At 42.1% G+C, this 25,400-nt stretch carries 26 protein-coding genes and 3 riboswitches; of the genes, 5 read left to right on the top strand and 21 right to left on the bottom strand.

From position 1 onward, the window contains the following. Nucleotides 1-39 precede the first annotated feature (39 nt). From aao to ATE37_RS06760, 3 genes are read left to right on the top strand one after another with little or no spacing between them, the layout of a single operon-like run. Nucleotides 40-1,221, top strand: a complete 1,182-nt coding sequence (aao, locus tag ATE37_RS06770; protein WP_084868515.1) for an aminoacetone oxidase — start codon at nt 40-42, stop codon at nt 1,219-1,221. A gap of 13 nt (nt 1,222-1,234) precedes the next feature. Next, a complete protein-coding gene (locus ATE37_RS06765; protein ID WP_084868461.1) occupies nt 1,235-1,756 on the top strand; it encodes a DUF1697 domain-containing protein in 522 nt (173 codons plus the stop codon). Between the two features lie 10 nt (nt 1,757-1,766). Further along, the gene (locus tag ATE37_RS06760) at nt 1,767-2,222 is read left to right on the top strand and encodes an 8-oxo-dGTP diphosphatase (protein ID WP_084868460.1); all 456 of its coding nucleotides are present in this window, start codon (nt 1,767-1,769) and stop codon (nt 2,220-2,222) included. A 28-nt stretch (nt 2,223-2,250) separates the two neighbouring features. On the opposite strand, the gene ATE37_RS06755 is transcribed toward ATE37_RS06760, so the two are convergent. Further along, nucleotides 2,251-2,991, bottom strand: coding sequence for a MerR family transcriptional regulator (locus tag ATE37_RS06755; RefSeq protein WP_084868459.1), 741 nt, complete (start codon nt 2,989-2,991; stop codon nt 2,251-2,253). 253 nt (nt 2,992-3,244) lie between these two features. Here ATE37_RS06755 and ATE37_RS06750 point away from each other — a divergent pair, with 253 nt between their 5' ends. Next, on the top strand, nt 3,245-4,585 hold the full coding sequence (locus ATE37_RS06750) for a sodium-dependent transporter (protein ID WP_084868458.1): 1,341 nt from the start codon (nt 3,245-3,247) through the stop codon (nt 4,583-4,585). Between the two features lie 39 nt (nt 4,586-4,624). On the opposite strand, the gene manA is transcribed toward ATE37_RS06750, so the two are convergent. The 8 genes from manA to ATE37_RS06705 all read right to left on the bottom strand — a co-directional run bounded on the left by manA (nt 4,625) and on the right by ATE37_RS06705 (nt 13,302). Beyond that, entirely contained in the window at nt 4,625-5,569 is a 945-nt protein-coding gene (manA, locus tag ATE37_RS06745; RefSeq protein ID WP_084868457.1) for a mannose-6-phosphate isomerase, class I, read from the bottom strand. Between the two features lie 119 nt (nt 5,570-5,688). Beyond that, the gene (locus ATE37_RS06740) at nt 5,689-7,128 is read right to left on the bottom strand and encodes a 6-phospho-beta-glucosidase (RefSeq protein ID WP_084868456.1); all 1,440 of its coding nucleotides are present in this window, start codon (nt 7,126-7,128) and stop codon (nt 5,689-5,691) included. A 129-nt stretch (nt 7,129-7,257) separates the two neighbouring features. After that, nucleotides 7,258-7,515, bottom strand: coding sequence for a SemiSWEET family transporter (locus ATE37_RS06735; protein WP_084868514.1), 258 nt, complete (start codon nt 7,513-7,515; stop codon nt 7,258-7,260). A gap of 206 nt (nt 7,516-7,721) precedes the next feature. Beyond that, complete coding sequence (locus ATE37_RS06730; RefSeq protein ID WP_084868455.1) at nt 7,722-8,069, bottom strand: VOC family protein; 348 nt, start codon at nt 8,067-8,069, stop codon at nt 7,722-7,724. A 109-nt stretch (nt 8,070-8,178) separates the two neighbouring features. Further along, nucleotides 8,179-9,954, bottom strand: a complete 1,776-nt coding sequence (spxB, locus tag ATE37_RS06725; protein WP_007520383.1) for a pyruvate oxidase — start codon at nt 9,952-9,954, stop codon at nt 8,179-8,181. Nucleotides 9,955-10,271: 317 nt separating this feature from the next. Next, nucleotides 10,272-12,515 carry a heavy metal translocating P-type ATPase gene (locus ATE37_RS06715; protein WP_084868454.1) on the bottom strand — a complete coding sequence of 748 codons (2,244 nt, stop codon included), beginning with the start codon at nt 12,513-12,515 and terminating at the stop codon, nt 10,272-10,274. A 9-nt stretch (nt 12,516-12,524) separates the two neighbouring features. Beyond that, on the bottom strand, nt 12,525-12,896 hold the full coding sequence (locus ATE37_RS06710) for a cupredoxin domain-containing protein (RefSeq protein WP_084868453.1): 372 nt from the start codon (nt 12,894-12,896) through the stop codon (nt 12,525-12,527). 10 nt (nt 12,897-12,906) lie between these two features. Then, nucleotides 12,907-13,302 (bottom strand): CopY/TcrY family copper transport repressor, encoded by a 396-nt coding sequence (locus ATE37_RS06705; protein ID WP_001167220.1) that lies wholly within the window; start codon nt 13,300-13,302, stop codon nt 12,907-12,909. Nucleotides 13,303-13,485: 183 nt separating this feature from the next. Further along, nucleotides 13,486-13,584: riboswitch (TPP riboswitch) on the top strand. A gap of 81 nt (nt 13,585-13,665) precedes the next feature. On the opposite strand from ATE37_RS06705, the gene thiD reads away from it, so the two are divergent. Then, a complete protein-coding gene (gene thiD, locus ATE37_RS06700) occupies nt 13,666-14,457 on the top strand; it encodes a bifunctional hydroxymethylpyrimidine kinase/phosphomethylpyrimidine kinase (protein WP_084868452.1) in 792 nt (263 codons plus the stop codon). 47 nt (nt 14,458-14,504) lie between these two features. Here the strand turns inward: thiD and thiE are convergent, their stop codons facing one another. The 12 genes from thiE to ATE37_RS06640 all read right to left on the bottom strand — a co-directional run bounded on the left by thiE (nt 14,505) and on the right by ATE37_RS06640 (nt 25,396). Continuing rightward, nucleotides 14,505-15,137, bottom strand: coding sequence for a thiamine phosphate synthase (thiE, locus tag ATE37_RS06695; protein ID WP_084868451.1), 633 nt, complete (start codon nt 15,135-15,137; stop codon nt 14,505-14,507). Continuing rightward, nucleotides 15,130-15,933: a hydroxyethylthiazole kinase gene (gene thiM / locus ATE37_RS06690; RefSeq protein ID WP_084868450.1), complete on the bottom strand. Its 804-nt coding sequence runs from the start codon at nt 15,931-15,933 to the stop codon at nt 15,130-15,132. Before thiM ends, thiE begins: the two co-directional genes overlap by 8 nt. Next, nucleotides 15,933-16,457, bottom strand: a complete 525-nt coding sequence (thiW, locus tag ATE37_RS06685; protein WP_084868449.1) for an energy coupling factor transporter S component ThiW — start codon at nt 16,455-16,457, stop codon at nt 15,933-15,935. Before thiW ends, thiM begins: the two co-directional genes overlap by 1 nt. Before the next feature lie 3 nt (nt 16,458-16,460). After that, nucleotides 16,461-17,153: a thiaminase II gene (tenA, locus tag ATE37_RS06680; protein ID WP_084868448.1), complete on the bottom strand. Its 693-nt coding sequence runs from the start codon at nt 17,151-17,153 to the stop codon at nt 16,461-16,463. A gap of 10 nt (nt 17,154-17,163) precedes the next feature. Further along, complete coding sequence (locus tag ATE37_RS06675; protein WP_084868447.1) at nt 17,164-17,814, bottom strand: energy-coupling factor transporter transmembrane component T; 651 nt, start codon at nt 17,812-17,814, stop codon at nt 17,164-17,166. Between the two features lies 1 nt (nt 17,815). Continuing rightward, on the bottom strand, nt 17,816-19,201 hold the full coding sequence (locus tag ATE37_RS06670; RefSeq protein WP_084868446.1) for an ATP-binding cassette domain-containing protein: 1,386 nt from the start codon (nt 19,199-19,201) through the stop codon (nt 17,816-17,818). After that, nucleotides 19,202-19,762, bottom strand: a complete 561-nt coding sequence (locus tag ATE37_RS06665) for an ECF transporter S component (RefSeq protein WP_180382772.1) — start codon at nt 19,760-19,762, stop codon at nt 19,202-19,204. Between the two features lie 158 nt (nt 19,763-19,920). After that, nucleotides 19,921-20,009: riboswitch (TPP riboswitch) on the bottom strand. Nucleotides 20,010-20,132: 123 nt separating this feature from the next. Continuing rightward, entirely contained in the window at nt 20,133-20,801 is a 669-nt protein-coding gene (locus tag ATE37_RS06660; RefSeq protein WP_084868444.1) for a TenA family protein, read from the bottom strand. Nucleotides 20,802-21,017: 216 nt separating this feature from the next. Further along, nucleotides 21,018-21,106, bottom strand: a riboswitch (TPP riboswitch). 148 nt (nt 21,107-21,254) lie between these two features. Further along, nucleotides 21,255-22,391 carry an L-lactate oxidase gene (lctO, locus tag ATE37_RS06655; protein ID WP_084868443.1) on the bottom strand — a complete coding sequence of 379 codons (1,137 nt, stop codon included), beginning with the start codon at nt 22,389-22,391 and terminating at the stop codon, nt 21,255-21,257. 242 nt (nt 22,392-22,633) lie between these two features. Then, complete coding sequence (gene pyrE, locus ATE37_RS06650) at nt 22,634-23,266, bottom strand: orotate phosphoribosyltransferase (RefSeq protein WP_084868442.1); 633 nt, start codon at nt 23,264-23,266, stop codon at nt 22,634-22,636. A gap of 33 nt (nt 23,267-23,299) precedes the next feature. Beyond that, nucleotides 23,300-24,001: an orotidine-5'-phosphate decarboxylase gene (gene pyrF / locus ATE37_RS06645; protein WP_084868441.1), complete on the bottom strand. Its 702-nt coding sequence runs from the start codon at nt 23,999-24,001 to the stop codon at nt 23,300-23,302. A 246-nt stretch (nt 24,002-24,247) separates the two neighbouring features. Then, nucleotides 24,248-25,396 (bottom strand): cell division protein FtsQ/DivIB, encoded by a 1,149-nt coding sequence (locus ATE37_RS06640; RefSeq protein ID WP_084868440.1) that lies wholly within the window; start codon nt 25,394-25,396, stop codon nt 24,248-24,250. Between the last annotated feature and the right edge of the window lie 4 nt (nt 25,397-25,400).

Raw genomic sequence — 25,400 nt, 5'->3', positions numbered from 1 at the left:
ATGCCAAGCATCTCTTGTTTTTTGTGGTACAATAGAGCTATGAAACATTTTGATACTATTGTCATCGGCGGAGGTCCTGCTGGCATGATGGCTACAATTTCCAGTAGCTTTTATGGTCAGAAAACTCTTCTCATCGAAAAAAATCGAAAACTTGGGAAAAAATTAGCTGGAACGGGTGGTGGTCGTTGCAATGTGACTAATAACGGAAGCTTAGATGACCTATTAGCTGGCATCCCTGGAAATGGGCGCTTTCTATATAGTGTCTTCTCCCAGTTCGATAACCACGATATTATCAACTTTTTTACGGAAAATGGTGTTAAACTTAAGGTCGAGGACCACGGACGCGTCTTTCCTGCTAGTGACAAGTCTCGGACCATTATCGAGACGCTAGAAAAGAAAATCACTGAACTCGGTGGTCACGTTGCTACTCAAACGGAGGTTGTTTCGGTTAAAAAGATAGACAACCAGTTTGTCCTTAAATCCGCAGACCAAACCTTCACTTGCGATAAACTCATTGTCACAACTGGTGGAAAATCCTATCCTTCTACTGGCTCGACTGGTTTCGGTCACGAGATTGCCCGTCATTTCAAACATACCATTACCGAGCTTGAAGCTGCTGAGAGCCCATTGTTGACTGATTTTCCACACAAAGCACTTCAGGGGATTTCACTAGATGATGTGACCTTAAGCTATGGCAAGCATGTCATCACCCACGATCTGCTCTTTACCCACTTTGGTCTATCCGGTCCTGCTGCTCTGCGTATGTCCAGCTTTGTCAAGGGCGGGGAGGTTCTCTCGCTAGATGTTTTGCCCCAACTTTCTGAGAAGGACTTGATTACATTTCTAGAAGAAAATCGGGAAAAATCCTTGAAAAATGCTTTAAAAACTTTGCTTCCAGAACGCTTGGCAGAATTTCTTGTGCAAGGCTATCCTGAAAAAGTCAAACAACTGACTGAAAAGGAACTCAAACAACTTCTCCAGTCCATCAAGGCCCTCAAAATTCCTGTGACTGGCAAAATGTCTCTAGCCAAGTCCTTTGTCACCAAAGGCGGTGTCAGCCTCAAGGAAATCAATCCCAAAACTCTGGAAAGCAAACTCGTTCCCAGCCTCCACTTTGCTGGTGAGGTCCTAGACATCAATGCCCACACGGGCGGCTTTAACATCACTTCTGCCCTCTGCACCGGCTGGGTGGCAGGCTCCAATCCAATAAATACCAAGTAAGAAAGGAAGTCCTTTGGAACATATTATTTTACTGAGAGGCGTTACTCCTAATGGAAAAAATGCTATCCCGAAAATGTCTTATTTGGTAGATATTTTGACAGAAGCTGGTTTTCAACACGTTCGAACCTATATTCAAAGCGGGAATATCATTCTTGAAAGCGACTTAGATCTAGAAGAAATACGAAAACGCGTTCATATTCTGATAAAGGAAAAAATTGGGGCCGACTTAAAAATGGTTATCAAGAATAAGAACGATTTTGAAAAGATTGTTCATGAGAATCCATTTAAAGAAGACTATCTTCATGATCGTGTGCATGTAATTCTTTATCAAGGACTTATCCAAAGTCTGCCACTAGAAAAATTGAAAGCTGACTACGGCGAGGAAGAAATCTGTGTAGGCAATTACTGTCTCTACCTCTATCTTCCTAGAACTGCAAAACAAAAAAAGCTCAATACCAACTATCTTGAAAAATTGTTTGGCGTGGTTTTGACCATGCGAAAGTTAAACGTAGTAGAAAAATTACTAACAAAATAGGAAAAACAATATGAACAGACGAGAATTAGTCGAATTTGTCAATATGTGTATGATTCAAAACGGAGACAAGGTTCTGGTTCAAGATCGAGTTAATCCCGACTGGCCCGGCATTACTTTTCCTGGTGGTCATGTTGAACGTGGCGAATCCTTTGTTGATGCTGTCATTCGTGAAGTGAAAGAAGAAACTGGTCTGACCATTTCCAAACCCCAACTCTGTGGTATCAAAAACTGGTATGACGACGAGGATTATCGTTATGTCGTCCTTTTTTACAAGACAGAACACTTTGCTGGTGAACTCCAATCTTCAGACGAAGGGAAGGTTTGGTGGGAAGATTTTGGCAATCTTTCTCATCTAAAACTTGCTACTGATGATATGTCTGATATGCTTCGTGTTTTTTTAGAAGAGAATCTCAGTGAATTCTTTTACTACAAAGACGGTGACGACTGGCTTTACGATTTGAAGTAAAAAATAGGCCAGGAAATTCCTAGCCTATTTATTCTGCATTTGTCTGAACGTAAGCAGCAATGACATCCGATGTGTACTGGGCTGTTCCAGTTCCAAATTTGTCAATGTTTTGCTTAAACTCTGGGTTGTAGACGTAGCCTTTACCAATATGACCGAATATCTCAATAGAGCAGTCAAATCCATAAGTACGAATAGCTTGCAAGAGTTTGGCTGCTTCTTCTTGGTTTTCGACCGCTGTTGCAGCTAGTCCATTTTTAAGGTTTTGTGCCAAGGCTTGAAAAACTTGGTTGAAGGCAGCTGTAGCTTCGTCTTCGTGGCCTTTTTGGCGCTCGAGCGCTTGGTCCATGACTTCTTGTCCATATTTCTCTACCGCCTCTTGGTGGTATTTTTGATGGTCTTGGTAGTTAAATCCAGCAAATTTCTCTTGAATGCTCATTTCTCTTTCTCCTTTTTGTTCTTGAATGGTTTTTTGTAAGGTTGAAATCAAGGTATCCAGATGTTCCCTTTCTCGAGTCAAATAGTCCAACTGCCTGGTCAAATGGGGCAATAAATCTGTCCTTTCTTCCTTTAACAGCTCTGCTATTTTTTCTAAAGAAAAGCCTAGATATTTATAATACAGAATAACCTGAAGGCGTTCCAAATCCTCCTGACTATAGGTTCGATAGCCGTTTTCCGACTTTAAGGGAACCAAGAGCCCTATCTTATCGTAGTGATGCAGGGTCTTAACAGAGACACCTGAAAGCTGCGCAGCTTCTTTTATATGGTACATGATTTCCTCCTTACAAGAAATAGTATAACCCCTCCCCTTAGGTCAGAGTCAAGCGTTTTTGAGAAAAATTTTTAACTTTTTGAGAACGGTGTGAAAACTTGAAAATGGTTTTCTTGACAGACCTTTGAAAACATGATAGGATAGTCAAGTCTATCAATCAAACAGAAGGCTCATAAAGAGCCATTGAGAGAGGGCTATTTGACAACTCAAGTAGCCTTTTCTTATTTTAAAAAAGGAGATTGGAGTTTCAACTATGTCAGAAAAATCGCAATGGGGCTCGAAACTTGGCTTTATTCTAGCATCTGCTGGCTCGGCCATCGGGCTTGGTGCCGTTTGGAAGTTTCCCTACATGACTGCTGCTAATGGCGGTGGAGGCTTTTTACTGGTCTTTCTCATTTCCACTACTTTAATTGGTTTCCCGCTCCTGCTGGCTGAATTTGCCCTTGGCCGTAGTGCTGGCGTTTCCGCTATTAAAACCTTTGGAAAACTTGGCAAGAATAACAAGTACAACTTTATCGGTTGGATTGGTGCCTTTGCCCTCTTTATCCTTCTCTCCTTTTACAGTGTTATTGGAGGATGGATTCTAGTCTATCTGGGTATTGAGTTTGGGAAATTGTTCCAACTTGGTGGAACGGGTGATTATGCTCAGTTATTTACTTCAATCATTTCAAATCCAGCCATTGCCCTAGGAGCTCAAGCTGCCTTTATCTTATTGAATATCTTTATTGTATCACGTGGGGTTCAAAAAGGGATTGAAAGAGCCTCGAAAGTCATGATGCCGCTACTCTTTATCATCTTTGTTGTGATTATTGGACGCTCTCTCAGCTTGCCAAACGCCATGGAAGGGGTTCTCTACTTCCTCAAACCAGACTTTTCAAAACTAACTAGCGCTGGTCTCCTTTATGCCCTGGGACAATCTTTCTTTGCCCTCTCACTAGGGGTTACAGCCATGCTGACCTATGCCTCCTACTTGGACAAGAAAACCAATCTGGTCCAGTCAGGGATTTCCATCGTAGCCATGAACATCTCGGTATCCATCATGGCAGGTCTAGCCATTTTCCCAGCCATGTCAGCCTTCAACATCCAGTCTGAAGGGGGACCAAGCCTGCTTTTTATCGTCTTGCCTCAACTCTTTGACAAGATGCCTTTTGGAACTATTTTCTACATCCTCTTCCTCTTGCTCTTCCTCTTTGCGACGGTTACTTCTTCTGTCGTTATGCTGGAAATCAATGTGGGCAATATCACCAACCAGGACAACAGCAAGCGTGCTAAATGGAGTGCTATTTTAGGAATCTTGACCTTTGTCTTTGGAATTCCTTCAGCTCTATCCTATGGGGTCATGGCGGATGTTCACATTTTTGGAAAGACCTTCTTTGACGCCATGGATTTCTTGGTTTCCAATCTCCTCATGCCATTTGGAGCTCTCTGCCTGTCACTTTTTACAGGCTACATCTTTAAAAAGGCTCTTGCTATGGAGGAACTACATCTTGATGAAAGAGCCTGGGAACAAGGATTTTTCCAAGTCTGGCTCTTCCTTCTCCGTTTTATCATTCCTATCATCATCATTGTGGTTTTTATCGCCCAATTTATGTAATCAAAAAGGACTTGAGTAGTGAACTCAGGCCCTTTCTTTTTATGGATGGCTAACAATCAATTCCAAGCCTTGCCCTTCTAGGGTCCAAGCTTCAACATCACTTGGTAGGATAAAGTGGCTACCTTTTTGGATTGGATAATTTTCCCCGTCAACAGTCAGTTGACCTTGACCAGCCAAGACGCTAAACAAGCTGTAGTCAGCTGTCTTTTCAAAGTCAACTTTTCCAGTAATTTCCCACTTATAAACTGCGAAGAAATCATTAGAGACAAGTAAAGTGGAACGTAAATCATCTGCTTTGATAGTCACAGGACGGCTATTAGCAGGCTCGCCAATGTTCAAAACATCGATAGATTTTTCAAGGTGAAGTTCACGCAAGTTGCCCTTGTCGTCCTTGCGGTCAAAGTCATAGACACGGTAGGTGGTATCGCTAGACTGCTGGGTTTCAAGAATCAAGATGCCTGCACCGATGGCGTGCATGGTACCACTTGGTACGTAGAAGAAATCTCCAGCCTTGACAGGCACTTTTGTCAGCAAGGCATCCCAGTTTTTATCTTCGATTTGCTGGCGGAGTTCTTCTTTTGACTTGGCATTGTGACCGTAGATAATCTCTGAACCTTCATCTGCAGCGATAATGTACCAACACTCTGTTTTCCCTAACTCGCCTTCATGTTCTAATCCATAGGCATCGTCTGGGTGAACTTGGACGCTGAGCCAGTCATTGGCATCGAGAATCTTGGTCAATAGTGGAAACACAGGCTCTGGACGGTTGCCAAACAATTCACGGTGTTTCGCATACAAAGTAGCTAGGTCTGTTCCTTCAAAGCGACCATTGGCTACCTTTGAAACTCCATTTGGGTGGGCTGAGATGGCCCAGTATTCTCCGATTTTTTCACTTGGAATGTCATAGCCAAACTCATCACGTAGCTTGGTTCCACCCCAGATTTTTTCTTGCATAACTGATTGTAAAAATAATGGTTCTGACATCTTATTCTCCTGTCTGTTTTTCTCCCCTCATTATAGCAAAAAGCCTGGTCTAATTGAACTCTTTTTCACATCTTATAAAGTAGAGAGAAGATTTTATAAAAATAGTGAACAAATGTGCTCTACTTAATACTTGCACCATTGCTGGTAATGACATCCTTGTACCAGTAGAAGGATTTCTTCTTGCTCCGTTTGAGACTTCCTTGACCTGCATTATCACGATCTACATAGATAAAGCCATATCTCTTGTTCATTTCGCCTGTTCCAGCTGAAACCAGATCTATACAACCCCAAGTAGTATAACTAAGCAATTCAACGCCATCTTGGTAAATAGCATCTCGCATAGCCTTGATATGAGCCTCTAAGTAAGCAATCCGATAGTCATCTGCTACATAACCATTTTCATCCGGTGTATCCATAGCACCGAGACCATTTTCTACGATGAACATAGGCTTTTGGTAACGATCCCAGATGGCATTGAGGGTGATACGAAGGCCAAGTGGGTCAATCTGCCAACCCCATTCTGAGGATTCAAGATAAGGATTTTTGAGAGAGGCAAAGACATTTCCAGCAGCTAATTCTTTAACTTCTGGATCCCCTGAGGCCACTTGACTTGCATAGTAAGAGAAGGAAACAAAGTCAACAGTATAATTCTTCAATAAGTCTAGATCCTCTGCCGTCATTTCTATCTTGATTCCCTCGCGTTCCCACTGCTTCTTGGCGTAGTTTGGGTATTCCCCACGCGCTTGAACATCAATGAAGAAGTAACTCTTGCGATCTTCCTCCATAGCAGCCCAGTAGTCTCTCGGATGGGATGTGTTAGGATAGTATTGCCCGGCTGCCAACATACATCCCACCCTGTTTTCTGGGTCAATTTCGTGGGCAAGCTTAGTCGCCATGGCCGAGGCTACCAACTCATGGTGGGCGGCTTGGTATTTAACCTGTTCTTGATTTTCTCCTTCTTCAAAACAAAGCCCAGCTCCCATAAAAGGTGCATGAAGAATCATGTTGATTTCATTGAAGGTAAGCCAGTATTTGACCAAACCCTTATAACGGGTAAAGAGTGTACGACAAAGTTTTTCATAGAAGTCTAACATCCGACGATTGCGCCAACCACCGTATTCTTCAATCAAATGCATAGGACAGTCGAAATGCGTAATAGTCACCAGAGGTTGGATCCCATACTTGTGACACTCCTTAAATAAATCCTCATAAAAGGCTAGACCAGCTTCATTTGGCTCTCCTTCATCTCCCTTAGGAAAAATCCGAGTCCAAGCAATGGAGAGCCGATAGGTCTTAAAGCCCATTTCCGCAAAAAGCGCAATATCTTCCTTATAATGATGGTACATATCAATGGCTTCTTTTGCTGGGTAAAAATAGCCCTCCTCAAAAGAAAACATCTTTTTCTGACCTGTGATAATGGCTTCACGGTCAGGTCCAATGGGTACCACATCGACATTAGCAAGACCTCGACCATCCTGATTATAAGCACCCTCGCATTGATTAGCTGCCGTAGCACCACCCCAGAGAAATCCCTCTGGAAATTGTAGTATTTCTGTCATCACTTTACCTCACTTGGTTTGATAGTTCTATTATACTAAAAAGGGGGCAAAAAGTTTGAAAATATATGGATAATGATGGTACTAATCTTGCTTACATGTACAAAAAAAAGACTGAAACCAGTCTTCTTTTTAAATCAAAGCTGTGATAGCCGTTACTAGGCCAAAAACGATACCCGGTGCATTAGCAGCCGCAAGGGGAATATCTCTTTCTTTCTTGAAAAGACCGTAGTAAACCCAGAGACTACAGTTGATGGCTGCAACCAAGGGCTGGATAAAGTTCCCTTTTTGACCAGCCAGGTTGTTCATGATTTGTGGGAAGTAAGACACATACATCATAACGGACATGAAGGTCGCTACCCAACCCAAAACTTTCATTTTTTCAGATATTTTCAAAACCTCTTTTATTCTTTTATGCTTTTTATTTTATAATATGATGCAAAAACAAGTAAGAGTTTGAGAGTTTTGTTATAAAAATGTAAACCATTACAATCTTGTGATAAGAAAAAGACCGGATTGCTCCGATCTTTCAATAATTCATATTCTCATAATCTGTTTTAAGAATGATTAAGGTTAACATCAAATGATTAAGCGCCCTACTTCATACGATAAAAATCAATCACTAAACCAGCAGGGCCTTTAACTAATAAGGACTCTGTTCCCCAATCCGTTTCACAAGGACCGTGTAAAATCTCGACACCAATCTCTTTCAACCGTTGGTAGTTCTGCTCTACATCCTCAACCTCGATATGAAGAATGATTCCTGACTGAAAGTTTTCCAAAGGAACCAAATGATTTTGGGACAACATGAGACAGTGACTGCCAATCGTAAACTGAGCAAAACTGTCATCAACATAATCGGACTTTTTATCCAAAATACGCTCCAAGTCAGCACAGACTTGAGGAACATCTGAAACGATGATATCTAATTGATTTAAATTCATTTACTATCCTCCAGAAAAAGACCGGATTGCTCCGATCTTTTCAAGTTAGACTCTTGAAAATCAAAGAATAAAATCTACAAAGTTTACATTTGATTTTCGACGAGAGGAATTATTTGATTGCGCGTGATTGCAATCCTTCTTCTTCCAAGAAGAGGCGGAATGGTACGAGTTCTTCTGCTTCGTATTTTTCCTTGAAGGCTTTGATTGCTTCTTCTGAGTGTTGTTTTGGATCCAATTCAAGTACTTCTACTGGAAGTGGACGATGTTGAGAGATGCGAGCATCGATCACAACAGTTTTACCTTCTTTGTTCAATTTAACAGCTTCAGCAACAACTGCATCGATATCTTCGATACGATCAACTGTAAATCCTACAGCACCTTGCGCTTCAGCGATTTTCGCGTAGTCCGCGTTAGGGAAGTCACAACCAAACAAGTGTTTGTTTGTGTCTTCGTATTTGTCCTTGATGAAGGCATATTTACCATTTGAGAAGACCACGTTAATAACTGGAAGGTCGTATTGAACGTTTGTGATAACGTCTGGGTAGCACATGTTGAATGCACCGTCACCCATGATGTTCCATACTTGGCGATCTGGATTGTCTTTCTTAGCAGCGATACCACCAGGAAGGGCAATACCCATTGTCGCAAAGAGTGGAGATGTACGCCACATGTTCTTAGGTGTCATGTGAAGGTGACGAGTAGATGTTTGAGTAGTGTCACCTACGTCGATTGAGTAGATAGCGTCTTGATCAGCATGTTTGTTGATTGCATTGTAAACTTGGTACAATTGCAATTCACCCTCAGTTTTACCTTCGAGTTTGTTCATGTAATCACGCCAGTTTTGGTTGTTCTTCACGTTTGCACGCCACCATGGAGTAGATTCTACTGGGTTTACTTTGTCAAGGATTGCTTTCGCTGCTTGACCTGCATCACCAAGGATAGAAGCGTCAAGGGCATGACGTTTACCAAGTTTGTAAGGGTCGATATCGACTTGGATGAATTTTTCAGTGTTCTTGAAGGCTTCGTAAACTTCAGCAAATGGGAAGTTTGAACCAAGGAAAAGAACTGTGTCTGCTTCAAAGACCACTTCGTTGGCTGGTTTCCAACCAACACGGTAAGCAGAACCTGTCAAACCTTCGTAGTTCCATTCAAAGGCTTCAAAGTTTTTACCAGTTGTGATGATTGGTGCTTTGATTTTACGTGACAATTCAGTAATCACTTCACCTGCTTTAACACCACCGTAACCAGCGTAGATAACTGGACGTTCAGCATTGTTCAAGATTTCAACCGCTTTGTCGATTTCAACTTCGTTCAAAGCAGGAGCGATGAATGAACGTTCATATGAACCTGAACCGTAGTATGAGTTTTCGTCGATTTCTTGGAAACCGAAGTTTACTGGAATTTCAACTACAGCTGGACCTTTTTTAGAAACTGCAGCACGGCAAGCTTCGTCGATTACTTTTGGCAATTGCTCAGCGTAAGCGACACGTTTGTTGTAAACAGCGATACCGTTGTACATTGGGTTTTGGTTCAATTCTTGGAAGGCATCCATGTTGAGTTCGTTAACAGGACGTGATCCAAGGATAGCAAGGAATGGAGTGTTATCCATAGCTGCATCGTAAACACCGTTAATCAAGTGAGTCGCACCTGGACCACCTGAACCAACTGCAACCCCGATTGAGCCGCCGAATTTAGCTTGCATCACCGCTGCAAGAGCACCTGTTTCTTCGTGGCGAACTTGCAAGAAGCGGATATCTTTGTCTTCAGCCAAAGCGTCCATCAATGAGCTGAGTGTTCCTGATGGGATACCGTAGATTGTGTCTACGCCCCATGTTTTCAATACGTTAAGCATTGCTGCAGATGCAGTAATTTTCCCTTGAGTCATAATGATAACTCTCCTTCAAATATTTTTAAAACTTGATTCATCCGTTTTCATATATTATTTGGAAACGTTTCAGCAAATTTTTACTCTACTACTTTACCACATTTGTTTTGGGTCTCCTAAGAATGTGCTCAGAAATTTTTATTCTCTATTACAGTACAGTTTGAAAACGTTTTTAGTTTCTGTTTTATAATAATACTCAATGAAAATCAAAGAGCAAACTAGGAAGCTAGCCGCAGGCTGTACTTGAGTACGGTAAGGCGACGCTGACGTGGTTTGAAGAGATTTTCGAAGAGTATAAAAAGCGAGCAAGCTCGCTTTTAGTCTATTTTACTAAAGTTTAGTAAGAGTGAACTGGTCAGAACAGATACAGAACTAAAGGCCATGGCTAGACCTGCCAGTTCTGGATTTAGGGCCAGTCCAACACCTGAAAAGACTCCTGCCGCTATCGGAATTCCGACGACATTGTAAATAAAGGCCCAGAAAAGATTGAGCAGAATACGATTAAAGGTTTTCTTACTCATATCAAAAGCACGAACCACTCCTAGGAGGTTATTGGTTGTTAACACCAAATCTGCTGACTCGATGGCGATATCGGTTCCAGCACCCATGGCAATTCCCACATCTGCTACACTGAGGGCTGGCGCATCATTAATACCATCCCCAACAAAGGCTACTTTGCCAGCCTCTTGTAGTTTATGGATTTCATGGGCTTTTTCTTCTGGCAAGACACCAGCAATGACCTCTTCAATGCCGATCTGATCGGCAATGGCACGCGCCACACCTGCATTGTCTCCTGTCAGCATAACTGTTCGGAGACCACGTTTTTTCAACTGACTGATGGCCAGCTTGGCATTTCCCTTGGGAATGTCTTGCAAAGCAAGCAAACCTTTGATTTCATTGTCCACAGCCAAGAAAACAACTGTCTTAGCTTCTTTTTCTAGTTCTTCTAGTTTTTCTTGATAAGCGCTAGAAATATCCATACTATCCAGCATTTTAGCATTTCCAAGCAGAACTTGTTTTCCAGCTATTTGCCCTGAAACACCTTTTCCATGCAAGGCTTGGAAATTTTCAACAGTTTGAAACTCAAGTCCAGCTTCACTCGCTCGCTTGACAATAGCCTCAGCCAGTGGATGTTGGGAAGCTTCTTCTAAAGAGGCAGCTAAGCCGAGCACTTCTGTCTCATCGCCAATGATATCAGTGACCACTGGTTTTCCTTCCGTCAAAGTCCCTGTCTTGTCAAACACAATAGTTTGGACTTTCTGAATTTCCTGTAAGACTGTTCCATTTTTGAGAAGAACCCCCATTTTGGCACTGCGTCCTGTCCCTACCATAAGAGCTGTCGGTGTTGCAAGACCCAAGGCACAAGGGCAGGCAATAATCAAAACCGCAACTCCATAGAGAAGAGAAGACACAAAGCTAGCTCCAAGCACGACTACACTATCCCTGAGCAAGACGAACCAAACCCAAAAGGTCACGATTCCTAAAATGACAACTGCTGGGACAAAAATCCCTGAAATCTTATCTGTCAAGTCCTGAATCGGCGCACGACTAGTTTGAGCTTTCTTCACAAAGTCTACAATCTGAGCCAAAACAGTCTCTGAGCCAACCTTTTCTGCCCTAAAAACAAGGGTTCCACTATTATTGATGGTTGAGCCAATGACGGTATCTCCAACTGTTTTGTCTACCGGCAAGCTCTCACCTGTCACCATGGATTCATCTATGCTGGACACACCTTCCACTACGACACCATCAACTGCAATCTTTTCACCGGGCCGCACTCGAATCAGGTCGCCTACCTTGACTTGGTCCAAGGGAACTTGAACATAGCTATCATCACGCAAGACTTCTGCTGTTTTAGCCTGCAAGTCTAGTAGTTTCTCCACAGCTTGTGAAGTATTTTTCCGCATTTTCTCTTCAAAAACTGCTCCCAAAAGAACGAAGAAGAGGATAAATCCAGCACTTTCAAAGTAGACAGGGAGCCCAGCGAAGAGGGCAACTAGACTATAGAGATAAGCCACTAGAGTTCCCAAAGCAACCAAGGTATCCATATTGGCATTGTGTTTTTTAAAGCTGGCCCAAGCGCTTTGGATATAAGGACCACCTGCTACTAACATAATAGGCGTTGTGGCTAGAAAGGTGCCCCAATGCATGACTGGATGACTAATAGTCCCTGTCAACATCCCAAGCATGAGAATCACAAGAGGCAGAGTAAAGATACTGGTAATCCAAAAACGCTGTAGGAGGGATAGAGATTTTCGCGTCTTCTCAACTACGGTATAGCTTCCCTTTTGCATCTTCATCCCACATGAGAATTCATGCTTACCCAGCTCTTGAGGAGTAAAACGAATTGTCTTCTCTTCATCCACGCCGATTGGTTCTAGAATTCCTTCTTCTTCAAAAAGGATTTCCTTGTAACAGTTTGAAGGGGTTGCACGATGAAAGGTAATCTCAGCTGGAATCCCTTTTTGAAGCTGGATACGGGCTGGATGATAGCCTTTTTCAGCTCGGATACGGATTTTTTGAATGCCATTTTCTAGGCTTGCTTTCACAATTTCTGTCATCATTTCCTCCTACTCTACAATCATCTTACCGTGCATCATATTCATACCACACGCGAAGCCAAATTCCCCAGCCTGCTCAGGTGTGATTTCCACTACATACTCTTCACCCATAGGAAGATCCGCATGTACTCCAAAGTCTGGAAAAACAATCTGATCCAGACAGGGTGACGGGTCCTTACGGTCAAAGATAATGCGGGCTGGCACTGATTTCTTGAGGATAATCAACTCTGGCGTATAGCCTCCCATGACTTCCACTCGAATCTCTTGGTAGCCCTTTCTTTGCTGGGCCTTCTGTCCAGATTTTTCAGGCTTTTTGAAAAACCAAAACAAGATAAACGCGATAAGGGAAATACAAATAATGGTTATAATACTATTTAACATGGCGTCTCCTTTACATACAATTACATTTTACTTCCGCAACTGCGCTAGCTTTTTTCTCAGAAATCACAACTTCCAAGTCTTTCAAGTCAGCCTGAGTGAAATCACATTCCACAATCAAATCAGCCAGCAAGCTCTTAATCCTACGAGAACAAACCTTGTCTTTGATATCTTGGACAAGCAAGTCTCGACTTTGGTCTAGAGTTAAAAGGGCTGAATAAATAAAGGACTTGCCCTCTTTTTTCCTGGTCAAGCACTCTTTCTCAACCAGACGAGCCAAAAGGGTCTGAACCGTGGACTTGGACCAGTCAAACCGCTCTGCCAGAACCCTGATCAAATCCCTACTGGTCTGTTCCCCCTGCATCCAAACAATCTTCATAACTTGCCATTCTGCATCTGAAATCTGCATTAGCACACCTCCAAAATCTACATTTGTCAATTACAAATCTAAGTATACTCTCAAAATCTACATTTGTCAATTATAAATCTTCTTATTTTTTCGAAAAATAGAATTTTAATCATGTAACGAGAGATTTGCAGTCAAATTTTACTATATAAACTATAAAAATATGCTATACTGAAGAAAAAAGAAAACAACCACTAGGGGTGCGTAAAGCTGAGATTAACGACTGTTAGATCCCTTTGACTCAATCTAGGTAATGCTGGCTGATGGAAGTGGAAAATAGTGAGGACTACCCAGTCTTCTATTTCCTTCCAAAACAGACTAGCCTGTTCTTAAGAATACAAACTTCAGTTGGTTGGGAGGTTTTAGATGACTTATTTACCCGTTGCTCTGACCATTGCTGGGACAGACCCCAGTGGCGGTGCTGGCATCATGGCTGATTTGAAGTCGTTCCAAGCTAGAGATGTCTATGGAATGGCCGTTGTGACCAGCCTTGTCGCTCAAAATACCAGAGGCGTTCAATTAATCGAGCACGTCTCCAACCAAATGTTGGAAGCTCAACTGGAGAGCGTCTTTTCGGATATCAAGCCTCAGGCTGTAAAAACTGGGATGTTGGCAACTACTGAGATCATGGAGATCATCCAACCCTACCTTAAAAAGCTGGACTGTCCATATGTGCTGGACCCTGTTATGGTCGCAACAAGTGGGGACACCCTGATTGATTCTAGTGCGAGAACCTACCTAAAAACAAACCTGCTTCCCCTTGCAACCATTATCACTCCCAATCTTCCTGAGGCAGAAGAAATTGTTGGTTTCTCAATCCATGATCCAGAAGACATGCAGCGTGCTGGTCGCCTGATTCTAAAAGAATTTGGTCCTCAGTCTGTGGTAATCAAAGGTGGTCATCTCGAAGGCGGTGCCAAGGATTTCCTCTTTACCAAAGAGGAACAATTTGTCTGGGAAAGTCCACGAATTCAAACCTGTCACACCCATGGTACTGGATGTACCTTTGCTGCTGTGATTACTGCTGAACTAGCCAAGGGAAAAACCCTTTATCAAGCAGTCGATAAGGCCAAGGCCTTTATCACAAAAGCCATCCAAGACGCTCCTCAACTCGGTCATGGTTCTGGCCCAGTCAATCATACAAGCTTTAAAGATTAAGAAAAAACTCTCTAGTTCCCGCTTTAAGGAAATTAGAGAGTTTTTGATTAGGAAATCATGTCATCCAGCTTTGTTAAAAAGGCTTGCGTTTTTGCCTCTATATCTTCTGCCTGCATCAGATCCCTGACGACAGCGACCCCAGCTATACCTGTTTCAGCAAGCTGGTCAATATTCTCTGACGTCAAGCCTCCAATAGCAACTACTGGAATGGCGACCGTTTGGCAAATGGTTTTCAAGGTTGAAATCTGGGTGATAGGTGCATTTTCTTTGGTCGTAGTCGGGAAAATGGCTCCTGTTCCCAAGTAATCCGCACCCGATGTTTCTGCTTCCAGGGCTCTTTTTACTGTTTTAGCAGTGACACCGAGGATTTTTTTAGGACCCAAGACTTTGCGGGCAACCGAAACTGGTAGTTCATCGTCGCCTATATGCAACCCAGCAGCATCGACTGCTAGACAGATATCCAATCGATCATCGATTATCAAGGGAACCTGATAGGCATCTGTTATTTCCTTGACTTGTTTAGCCAGTTGATAGTATTGATTGGTTGTGAGATTTTTTTCTCGTAGTTGGATGATGGTAACACCTGAACGGCAGGCTGTCTCCACTTTTTCAAGAAAGCTTTCCAAAGAATCTTGGTAGCGATTGGTAACTAGATACAGTTTAAGTACTTTACTATTCATAAAAGTCTCCTTTGATGGCATCTAGCCAATTTTCATCTCTTTTTAGAAGAGAGAGCTGATTGAGAGTTTGAAAGCGGAAATCTTCCAATCCCATTCCTTGAACAACTATTCTCTCAGCAGCGATATTGAGATAAGAAACTGCTAGGCAAGAAGCTTCAAAGGCAGTCTTTCCTTGGCTGAGAAAAACGGCTGTCAAGGCTCCAACCAGATCTCCTGTCCCTGTTATCCAATCTAATTCTGCACAGCCATTTCCCAATATAGCAACTTGATTTGCTGAAACGACGAGGTCCTTGGGTCCAGTGACTAAGAACGACGTACTAGGATAAAGCTGACACCAGTCTTTCAAGACTTGAAGCAAATCCTCAGTTTCTTGATCTTTAGAACTAGCATCAACCCCAACTCCGTGGTGTTTTAAGCCAACAAGACTTCGGATTTCCGACATGTTTCCTTTAAGGACTGTGGGCTTGTATTCTAAAAGTTCTCTGACTAGATTCTTACGAATGGATGACGCTGATACACCAACCGCATCTACTACCATTGGGAGACAAGTTTGAACTGCATAAGAAGCTGCCATACGGATTGCTTTCTCCTTCTCTGCTGACAAATGCCCCAAATTGATGAAGAGAGCCTGGCTTTGCTTAGTAAAATCAAGAACCTCACGAGGGTCATCTGCCATGACTGGTTTACATCCCAGAGCCAAAATGCCATTAGCCAGCATCTCACAAGAAATCTCATTGGTGATGCAGTGAATCAAGGAACTGGTTGCCAGAGGGAAAGGATTTGTCAATTTCTGCATCAGTCTATCCTTTCACTGAAAAAATATCCTTGCACTTTTTTAAAGAATTCCTGCTTGATTAAAAACCGAAAGGCAATAAAGGAAATCGCTGTACCGATCAAGGTTGCTCCGAAAAATCGAGGGGTGTAGATAAACCAGCTGAGCTTGGCCGCAGATCCGGTAAAGAGAACCATGACAGGATAGGAAACAATGGAACCGATAATCCCTGTCCCCAAGATTTCTCCTAGGGCAGAAAAGTAAAATTTTCGACCGTACTTATAAAAGAGACCTGCAAGGAGGGCTCCAAAGGTAGCTCCTGTCAGGGCCAAGGGCGGAATGCCTTGAGTCGTCATACGGATAAAGGCTGTGACAGTAGCCATGACCAAGGAATAAACAGGTCCCATCAAAATTCCTGCAAGAATGTTGACTACACTGGACATCGGTGCCATCCCTTCAATTCGAAAGATGGGTGTAAGAACTACGTCAAGAGCAATCATCATGGATAAAATGGTTAATTTGTGAACTTGTAGTTGGTGGTTTCTCATTTTCTATTTTTTCTCTGTTTCTAAGGACTGCAAATCACTCGTCCATGTTTGGTGTTGATAAGCCATCTCCCAAAACTTGGCTTCCATGTGGACACTTCGGTGGAAGGCCTCTAGCATTTTTTGTTTGTCTGTCTCGTCGCTTTCTCGATAGAGTTGATTGACCAGCGCTTCTTCCTCTTTAATCTGCTGTTCTAATTCATCGGTGATATAGGTTTCAATCCACTGTTGATAAAGAGGATTCGGGGATGGTTTGCGATTAAGTGCCTTGCCTAAATCATGGTATAGCCAAGGACATGGAAGTAAACTAGCAAAAGCAATGCCCAAGTTTGGCTCTGCAAACTGTCGATAAATATGCGAAATGTAATGATAACAGGTTGGAGCGATTGGATGTTGCTCCATTTCCTGGTCGCTGATTCCCAATTCCTTAAAAAATTGTTGGCGGATAAACAACTCACCCTCCACTAGACTCTGGGCATTTTGTTTCAAGAGTCTTTTCATTTCCTCGTTTGAAGTCTTATCAGCCAAGAGGTGGTAGGCTTCTGAAAAAGACTTCAGATAGTAGGCATCCTGAATCAGGTAATAGCGGAAAATAGAAGGTTCTAACGTTCCCTCTTGTAACTGTAAAACAAAGGGATGGTTAAAGGAAGCCTGCCAAGCTTCCGTGGATAATTCCATCGCAATATCTGTAAATTCCATAATAACTCCTTTATAAAAATAGACTGGTTTGAAGCAATAAAAAGAACAGCAGGTAGATTAATTTTGTTTTTTTAGAAATATAAAAAGTCCGATAGCGATTCTCCAACTGCGCATGTTCGTCATATCCATGTGCAGACAGAGCTCTCAAGTAGAGATGGCGCCATCTAAAGACCGTCATCAGAACCTTGCTGTAAATCAAGGGCGACCAAACATGCAATTTTTGACCACGCAATAAGCAAGCTTCCTTGAGAGACTTGATTTCCTGCTGAATGAGGGGAAAGGAATTGAATACCACAATTAAAGCATAGGCCCAAGAACGCGATAACCCCTTTTGAGCCAAGTACAAGAGAAGCTCTTTTAGGGAAATACTGGAAACAAAGATAAGACCAATACAAACCGTCACAAAAGCTCTCGTCCCAAGTATCACTGCCTGCGAAGCATCCCCATGTAACTGAATTGCCCAGTAATTAGCCAAAGATGGTAAAATGGCGAGCAAGAGCATCCAAGCCAACATTTTAAATCGACGGTGATAGAGCAAAAAGAGTACGCAAAATGCGACTACAGAAAGATTAAGAGCAATCGAAGGAATGAAGGATGTTTCCAAGGATAAAATTAGCAAGAAGAGACTGATTATCGGTGTCTGGGTTGCTACTTTGATCATACTACCTCACCTCCCCTTGACTATTCCTACTCAGAAAACTGAGAGGTTTGCTGATTGTCACATCTTTAATATGACGGAGACCCTCACTAGTCATCTCGATCCAATAATCGACCACAGAGATCAAGGGATCTAAACGATGGCTAATGATCAAAAAACTTCTTCCTTGATTTCTGTCCTCCAACATCCACTGACAAAAATAATGGCAAGCTCTATCATCCAAACCAGCAAAGGGTTCGTCTAGCAAAATCACAGACGCCTTGCTGGTCAAGATGGTCAATAGCTGAAGAATCTTTTGCTGGCCACCACTTAATTGATAGGGACTCTTATCAAGAGCCTGCTCCAGATTAAAATATCGTAAAGCTTGGAGTACCCGCTGATTTCTTTCAGAGTCTGGACTATCTAATTGCAGTTCCTCTCGCAGACTGACTCGGATAAATTGCTTTTCAGCTTCCTGAACAACTCCCGTCAGATCACGATACACACTCTTTTTCCTTTTCAGGACTTTCCCCTTCCAAGTAATGAGCCCTTTATACTTTTGAAATTGAAGAATAGAGCGAAAGAGGGTTGATTTCCCGATACCATTATCACCCAAGATACAGGAAATTCCTTGGTAGATAGTAAAATCAGCAATCGAAAAGAGGGGGCGATTACCCAGCTCACAAGTCACACGGTCCATATGGAATAGTTCTGGGCTAGAAGCAACTTCCTTTGAAGCAACCTGTGTCATCTCAGAGGTAGGAAGTTGATTTATTTCCCTTAGTTGTCCGTCTCTTAGCTCCACCATATGGTCGATATAGGCTTCATAATCAGATAAATCATGGTCGCACAAAATAACTGTCTTCCCATCAGAGACCAACTCTTTTAGAATCTCCAATATCTCTAACCTGCTCTTGCGGTCAATGGAAGCAAAAGGCTCATCCAAGAGATAGACCCTAGGATTCATAGCAAAGAGAACAGCCAAAGCAGCCTTTTGCTTTTCCCCACCTGATAAGTGATGAATGGGACGGTGCAAAATCGCCTTGCAGCGACATTGCCGAACCACCTCAGCTATTTTAGCATCAATCTCTTGCACAGGATGGCCAATATTTTCCAAGGTAAAAATCAGCTCCTCAAACAAGTTCTCCATGGTAAATTGGTGATTGGGATTTTGAAAGAGAATGCCAACCGTCTGGACACGTTCGACGATAGAAAGCTGACTGACCTCGCTCCCATCTATCAGGACTTGACCACTATAGGGAAGAGAACTGACTTGAGCAATGATTTGAAAGAGACTGGATTTTCCTGAACCACTGCTCCCAACTAACAAGATAAAATCTTGCGCATGAAAAATAAAATCAATCGGTTCAAAGAAGATTGGGGACTGAATCCCCCGTAGTTCCAACCCCATCTACGCCTTGCCTCCAGCTGCAAACTGATGGTAGAGTTTTACAATGGCACGAACCAAGATGGTACAGAAGAAAAAGACGGAAATAAAACGCACCACCAACAAGGAAAGGACAAAAGGAAGGGAGAAGGCGTAATAACCTAACTTAATGTATTCATAGATAAAGCTAAAAAGCGTAATCCCAATACTATTAGCAGTTAGAGAGAGCCAACTTTCATAGCGATTCTTAGTTACGATAAAACCAAATTCACTTCCCAAACCTTGAACCAAGCCGGACAAAAGAGCGCCTAGACCAAATTGGCTACCATAAAGAACTTCAGCAAGTGCAGCAAGCACTTCTCCAATCGTTGCACTTCCGACTCTTGGAACAAAGATAGCCGCAATGGGCGCAGCCATACACCAGAGACCAAAGAGGATTTCATTGGCAAAAGCCTGTAAACCAAAAGGGGCCAAGATTAGGGTGAGGATATCAAACAGATAGCCGGAACCCACAAAAACGCCACCAAAAAAGATAGACAAGAACGCAAGCAAGATAACATCTTTTAACTGCCATTTTTTCAACATAAAAAACTCCTTTTTTAAAGAAAAGTGGGGCATTCAAGGAGAGCTACCGAACGGCTTACCGTCAAGCCTATCCTCTTTTGATAAACAAAAAAACTCCAATTACAATTAAGAATTAGAGTTTACCTTACAAGATTAGACAGTTCTTTTCGACATACGAAAAAAACCTTTTCACATTTCCCTTCGCCAGTCTTAACTGTATCAGGTTCAATGGGTATCATCTCAGCCTAAAGCACCCCAAATGTCTTTATTATTTAATTACTGGACCAGTATAACAGAATTTGAAAGCCCTAGCAAGATATTTGACTGGAAAATATATTTATATAGTTTGTTTGTTCATTCTTTTAATCTACATCAAAGGATTGCATCTGTCCTATAATTCATAACCGATATCAAAAAAGGTTAATTCTAAAGCAACTGCTTGATTCCAGCGTTTCTGAAGTTCTGTCAAATCTTCTCGATTTTTCCCGACACGATTAAGTTCATCAACTAGAAATTGAACCCACTCTGCAAAGAAAGGACCTCTATGTAGATTAATCCATTCCGAATGAATATAGGCTTCAGGTAGTGCCAAATCTTTAGAACCCCAGTCTAAATAGAGACCTTCTGCAATGACCAGCATGACCAAAAGATGAGCATAGTCTGATGAAGCCACAGCAGAATACATTAGCTCCTGAAACGCTTTTGTTACAGGGTGCAAGTTCACTTCTAGATAGTCATTCTCTGCTACCTTTAACTCTTTGAAAGCCTTTTGGAAATAACCATCTTCATCTGCTTCAAGAAAGCCTAGTTGTTTGGCAAAACGAAGTTTGGATTCAAGCTGGTCTGCGTGAGCTACACAAGCTCCCAGCATGGATAAGAAAGCATCAAAGAAATGATAATCTTGAATCAGGTAGTCTTTTAAGACCTTATTCTCAATTGTCCCCGCAAAAAGTTCATTGACAAAACGATGATTGATTGCAGCCTGCCAATCCTTCCGACTGCTTTTTAATAATTCTCCAACGGTCAAACCTGGCTGAAATGCATAGTCTTGTGTTTCCATATTTACTTTTCCTCTCTTTACTCGTTCGTAATCAACAAAATACCAAGAAAATCCTAGTTTTACTTGACCTTTTCAAAGAAAAGTGGGGCATTCAAGGAGAGCTACCAAAAGGCTTGCCGTCCAACCTATCCTCTTTTGATAAACAAAAAAACTCCAATTACAAACGAGAATTAGAGTTTACCTTACAAGATTAGACAGTTCTTTTCGACATACGAAAAAAACCTTTTCACATTTCCCTTCGCCAGTATTAACTGTATCAGGTTCAATGGGTATCATCTCAGCCTAAGGCACCCCAAATGTCTTTATTATTTAATTACTGGACCAGTATAACAGAATTTGAAAGCCCTAGCAAGATATTTGACTGAAAAATATATTTATATAGTTTCTAATAACGATTTATTCTTTCTATACACAAAGAAAAACCTCCACATCAGGTGGAGGCCTTCTACTTTATCAATACAATTTCAAATCACGAGGATCGACTGGGAAGGTTGGGTTGTATGGGTTATGACGGAGTTTGAAGTGTTTGACATCCTCAATAGTCTGAGTTCCAGATAATTGCATGACTGTCTTCAATTCTACATTCAAGTGCTCAAAGACTTGACGCACACCAACACTACCACCGAGAGCCAAACCATAGATCACAGGGCGGCCAATAGCTACCAAGTCTGCTCCTGAGGCCAAGGCTTTAAAGACGTGCTGACCACGACGAACACCAGAGTCAAAGACAATTGGCACGCGTTTATCAACTGCTTCAGCTACTTCTTGAAGTGAGTCGAAGGCAGCTGGTCCACCGTCGATTTGACGACCACCGTGGTTGGTTACCCAGATACCAGAGGCACCTGCGGCAAGCGAACGTTCAACGTCCTCACGGCATTGTGGCCCCTTGACATAAACAGGAAGACCTGAGTATTCAGCGATAAATTCGACATCACGTGGAGACAAGCGTTGTTTGGCTGATTTGTAAACAAAGTCCATTGATTTTCCAGCTCCTTCTGGCAGGTATTCTTCAACAATCGGCATGCCAACTGGGAAGACAAAACCATTGCGCTTATCGACTTCACGATTGCCCCCTACAGTTGCATCCGCCGTCAAGACAATCGCTTTGTAGCCTTCAGCCTTCACACGGTCCATGATGTGGCGGTTAATCCCGTCATCCTTACTAAAGTAAAATTGGAACCAATGAGGTGTCCCTTGAAGGGCTTCTGTAATTTCTGGAAGGTCAACAGTAGAGTAGGAACTAGTTGTATAAAGAGAACCAAACTCATGCACACCACGCGCAGTAGCTACTTCCCCCTGCTCATTTGCCAATTTATGAGCTGCAACAGGCGCCATAATAATTGGTGAAGATAATTTTTCACCTGCAAATTCAATCTCTGTACTTGGATTTTCAACATCACAAAGTGTATGTGGAACGATGAGTTTGTGGTTAAAGGCACGAATGTTCTCGCGTAAAGTGAAAGTATCCTCTGCTCCACTAGCGATATAACCAAAGGCAGCTTTAGGAATGACTTGTTGCGCCATGGGTTCCAAATCATAAGTGTTAATAAAATCTACAGGTCCTTCTGCCTTGCTTGTTTTATATGACATAAAGTGTCCTCCTTATTAAGTAAGCGTTTACTTTATCTTACATAAACATCTTACCTCTTTTTCAGATTCCTTTCAAAAAATTTGTCTGGAAATTTCAAACTGATTATCTGAATATGCCCCCAAAAAGAGAGGACTCTCATTCTATCATTATCCTATATTCTTCTTTACCTTTAGGAACCTTTGTTTTATTGCCCGCATATAAAAAATCAGATAATCCTAGTGACTACCTGATTTTCTATGTTTTAAACGTTTTGCCAATTTTCTTGGTCTTCTTTAAAGCGTTTTAGGAGAGCGAGTCCTTCTGGCGTGATATAACCTTCTTCTTGTGCTATGTGGATGAGTTCGCTGTAATTTGAAAGAGTCACCAATTTCACACCTGCGTCTGCGAAGTTCTTATCTGCTTTTGGCAATTGATAGCTGAAAATCGCTACGACACCAAGAACATCGGCTCCTTCGCGTTTTGCAGCTGCTACGGCTTCAAGAACAGACCCACCCGTTGAAATGAGGTCTTCAACCACTACCATTTTTTGACCTTGTGCTACGCGACCTTCGATTTGATTACCAGCTCCGTGGTCTTTTGGTTTGCTGCGGATGTAGGCAAAAGGCAAGTTCATCTTATCAGCGATGATCGCTCCGTGAGGAATCCCTGCTGTTGCAGTTCCTGCAATCACTTCTACTTCTGGAAATTCTGCTTTAATAGCTTCCACAAAACCATTTTCAATCAAGGTCCGAGTTTCTGGATAGGCAAGCGTCACACGGTTGTCAGTATAAATCGGCGATTTGATACCAGATGCCCAAGTGAAAGGCTCCTCTGGTTTGAGGTAAACGGCTTGGATTTTCAAGAGGTGGCTAGCGATATCTTTAGCAAGTGTCATAGTATTCTCCTTTTGTTTTTATGATCTATTTCTTTAATTTCTGTCTTGGTTCCATTCATCCCTAATAGCATGATAAGCTGCAACAGAATCCTCAGCTTGGGTAATGGGACGTCCCACTACGATATAGTCACTACCGATTTGATAGGCGTCCGCTGGTGTCATGACGCGTTTTTGGTCTCCTACCGCAGCTCCCGCTGGACGAATTCCTGGTGTCAGACAGATAAAATCTTTGCTTGTTGCTTCTTTGATAAGCTTGACTTCCTGAGCTGAGCAAACGACACCGTCCAAGCCAGCTTCAGCTGTCTTCTTGGCATAGTGAATCACAGACTCTTGTAGACTGGTTTGGATATTTTGAAAGTCTCTCATTTGTTCTTCAGAAGTTGAAGTCAATTGAGTGACAGCAATCAATTTTGCTTCTTTTCCAAGACCTTCACGCGCAGCCTTCATCATCTCCACACCACCAGCAGCATGAACATTGGTCATGTCTACACCAAGCCGAGATAAGACCTTCATGGCAGATTTGACTGTATTTGGAATGTCATGTAGCTTGAGATCCAGAAAGACACTATGACCCAGTGACTTCAAATAACGGACAACTTCTGGACCTTCCGCATAATAAAGCTCCATCCCCACTTTTAGATAAAGACTTTCTTCTGCTGGGAAAAGAGATAAAAATTCCTTGACCGCCTCAAAACTAGGAAAATCAAGAGCAATAACTGGACGATATTCACGCATACCTTTCTCCTTTTACCTTTGCAAGCAAGAGAGTATAGTCAAAAACAAACCACGAAAAAAGGAACCTGCCAACAGCAAGGTTCCACGAAAAATGGGTAGTCTCCACCCTTTCACCGTCTAACCTTAGCTGCCTCTCTGGACTGCTTTAAAGGTTTTTTTCTATTCTATTATTTATAGTAGGACTTGTCAAGCAAAAACTTGAAACTGGACTTCTATACCATTCAAAAATCAAGAGAAAAAGTTAGTCTAACGACTCTGTGACTGCTGGCTCGTTTGACTTTGATTTCCCTGTTCTTCTTGTTTTTTCTTTTCTTCTTCCTGTTTTTTCTTCTCAGCTTCCTTAGCCTCTTGTTTGGCTTTTTCTTCTGCTTCTTCTATTAGCTTATCCGCTATGGTATAGCTGTATGCTCCAGCTTCCATATCGACTACACTCGGTTCTGTCAATTGTGGCTTGATTTTGCTGTAATAAGGCAATTTCTTGCTCAATTCTGACAAGGGAACCAAAACCTCATCTGTGTCCAGCATAGTAATTTTTAAAAGATCTGCTGTTGCCTTGCTTGGCGCTAATTCGATTTTCTGGATTTGACTCTTGATATCCTCACTGATGGTAGATAATCCTGTGATCAGTTCCTTCACCTGTTGCTCGTCATTAAAGGTAACTGTCAGATAAGTCTCAGGCAAGTTTAAGCGATTTACAGGAGTTGACTCTACTGTACCACTAGAAAGAATTGGATAATACTCTTCACCAGACACATAATAACCGACAATATCAAATTCCTTAACCTCAATCGTAAAGTTAGTCGGAAATTGATAGTCAATCTTCGCCGATTCTATCCAATGATTCGACTTGATTCGCTCAGCGTATGTTTCCTTATCCAACAATAGGGCTAAGGTATAGTCACTATCTTGAATTCCAGAAGCCTGTTTGATGTCATCCGCCTGCGTGTTACTATTTCCCTTAACATCGATATTTTTGATGGTCGACAGCGGGGTCAACAAATAGACTGAAAGAAGGAGGACCAGGACACTCGGTACCAAGATACTCACAGCTTGCCAAATATGAACAGGTGCAATTTTAGGCTTGGCTGGTTTCTCTGGTTTTTCTTTTTTCTTCTTTTCTTCTTTGACTTTAGGATCATCCTTTTTAGATTTCTCTTCTTTTTCGGATGGTTCCTCGTCTGGAACAGTTTCGTTCTGGTCGGAATAACTTGATGATTTCTTACTTTCCTCTAACGACTTAGAGTTTTTCCCCATTCGAGCTTGTTTTTCCTTTTCCTTCTCTTCAGCTAGGGCAGCTTCTTCCTCAGCCTTTTTTTTCAGGTATTCCTGGTTTCGTTTCTGCCATTCAGACAATTCTTTCTTAGGGCTTGATTCTTTTTTCTTATCCTTTGACATTGAT

The organism is Streptococcus oralis subsp. tigurinus (assembly GCF_002093575.1).
GTDB classification, from domain to species: Bacteria; Bacillota; Bacilli; order Lactobacillales; family Streptococcaceae; genus Streptococcus; species Streptococcus oralis_CH.
The sequence above is the reverse complement of the archived record's forward strand: the minus strand, read 5'-3'. Positions and strand labels throughout refer to the sequence as shown.

Bases quoted from the DNA above. Each gene is read 5' to 3' on its own strand.
- aao (WP_084868515.1), top strand. From the start codon at position 40: ATGAAACATTTTGATACTATTGTCATCGGCGGAGGTCCTGCTGGCATG.
- ATE37_RS06760 (WP_084868460.1), top strand. From the start codon at position 1,767: ATGAACAGACGAGAATTAGTCGAATTTGTCAATATGTGTATGATTCAA.
- ATE37_RS06755 (WP_084868459.1), bottom strand. From the start codon at position 2,991: ATGTACCATATAAAAGAAGCTGCGCAGCTTTCAGGTGTCTCTGTTAAG.
- ATE37_RS06750 (WP_084868458.1), top strand. From the start codon at position 3,245: ATGTCAGAAAAATCGCAATGGGGCTCGAAACTTGGCTTTATTCTAGCA.
- manA (WP_084868457.1), bottom strand. From the start codon at position 5,569: ATGTCAGAACCATTATTTTTACAATCAGTTATGCAAGAAAAAATCTGG.
- ATE37_RS06740 (WP_084868456.1), bottom strand. From the start codon at position 7,128: ATGACAGAAATACTACAATTTCCAGAGGGATTTCTCTGGGGTGGTGCT.
- ATE37_RS06730 (WP_084868455.1), bottom strand. From the start codon at position 8,069: ATGAATTTAAATCAATTAGATATCATCGTTTCAGATGTTCCTCAAGTC.
- spxB (WP_007520383.1), bottom strand. From the start codon at position 9,954: ATGACTCAAGGGAAAATTACTGCATCTGCAGCAATGCTTAACGTATTG.
- ATE37_RS06715 (WP_084868454.1), bottom strand. From the start codon at position 12,515: ATGACAGAAATTGTGAAAGCAAGCCTAGAAAATGGCATTCAAAAAATC.
- ATE37_RS06710 (WP_084868453.1), bottom strand. From the start codon at position 12,896: ATGTTAAATAGTATTATAACCATTATTTGTATTTCCCTTATCGCGTTT.
- ATE37_RS06705 (WP_001167220.1), bottom strand. From the start codon at position 13,302: ATGCAGATTTCAGATGCAGAATGGCAAGTTATGAAGATTGTTTGGATG.
- thiD (WP_084868452.1), top strand. From the start codon at position 13,666: ATGACTTATTTACCCGTTGCTCTGACCATTGCTGGGACAGACCCCAGT.
- thiE (WP_084868451.1), bottom strand. From the start codon at position 15,137: ATGAATAGTAAAGTACTTAAACTGTATCTAGTTACCAATCGCTACCAA.
- thiM (WP_084868450.1), bottom strand. From the start codon at position 15,933: ATGCAGAAATTGACAAATCCTTTCCCTCTGGCAACCAGTTCCTTGATT.
- thiW (WP_084868449.1), bottom strand. From the start codon at position 16,457: ATGAGAAACCACCAACTACAAGTTCACAAATTAACCATTTTATCCATG.
- tenA (WP_084868448.1), bottom strand. From the start codon at position 17,153: ATGGAATTTACAGATATTGCGATGGAATTATCCACGGAAGCTTGGCAG.
- ATE37_RS06675 (WP_084868447.1), bottom strand. From the start codon at position 17,814: ATGATCAAAGTAGCAACCCAGACACCGATAATCAGTCTCTTCTTGCTA.
- ATE37_RS06670 (WP_084868446.1), bottom strand. From the start codon at position 19,201: ATGGGGTTGGAACTACGGGGGATTCAGTCCCCAATCTTCTTTGAACCG.
- ATE37_RS06665 (WP_180382772.1), bottom strand. From the start codon at position 19,762: ATGTTGAAAAAATGGCAGTTAAAAGATGTTATCTTGCTTGCGTTCTTG.
- ATE37_RS06660 (WP_084868444.1), bottom strand. From the start codon at position 20,801: ATGGAAACACAAGACTATGCATTTCAGCCAGGTTTGACCGTTGGAGAA.
- lctO (WP_084868443.1), bottom strand. From the start codon at position 22,391: ATGTCATATAAAACAAGCAAGGCAGAAGGACCTGTAGATTTTATTAAC.
- pyrE (WP_084868442.1), bottom strand. From the start codon at position 23,266: ATGACACTTGCTAAAGATATCGCTAGCCACCTCTTGAAAATCCAAGCC.
- pyrF (WP_084868441.1), bottom strand. From the start codon at position 24,001: ATGCGTGAATATCGTCCAGTTATTGCTCTTGATTTTCCTAGTTTTGAG.
- ATE37_RS06640 (WP_084868440.1), bottom strand. From the start codon at position 25,396: ATGTCAAAGGATAAGAAAAAAGAATCAAGCCCTAAGAAAGAATTGTCT.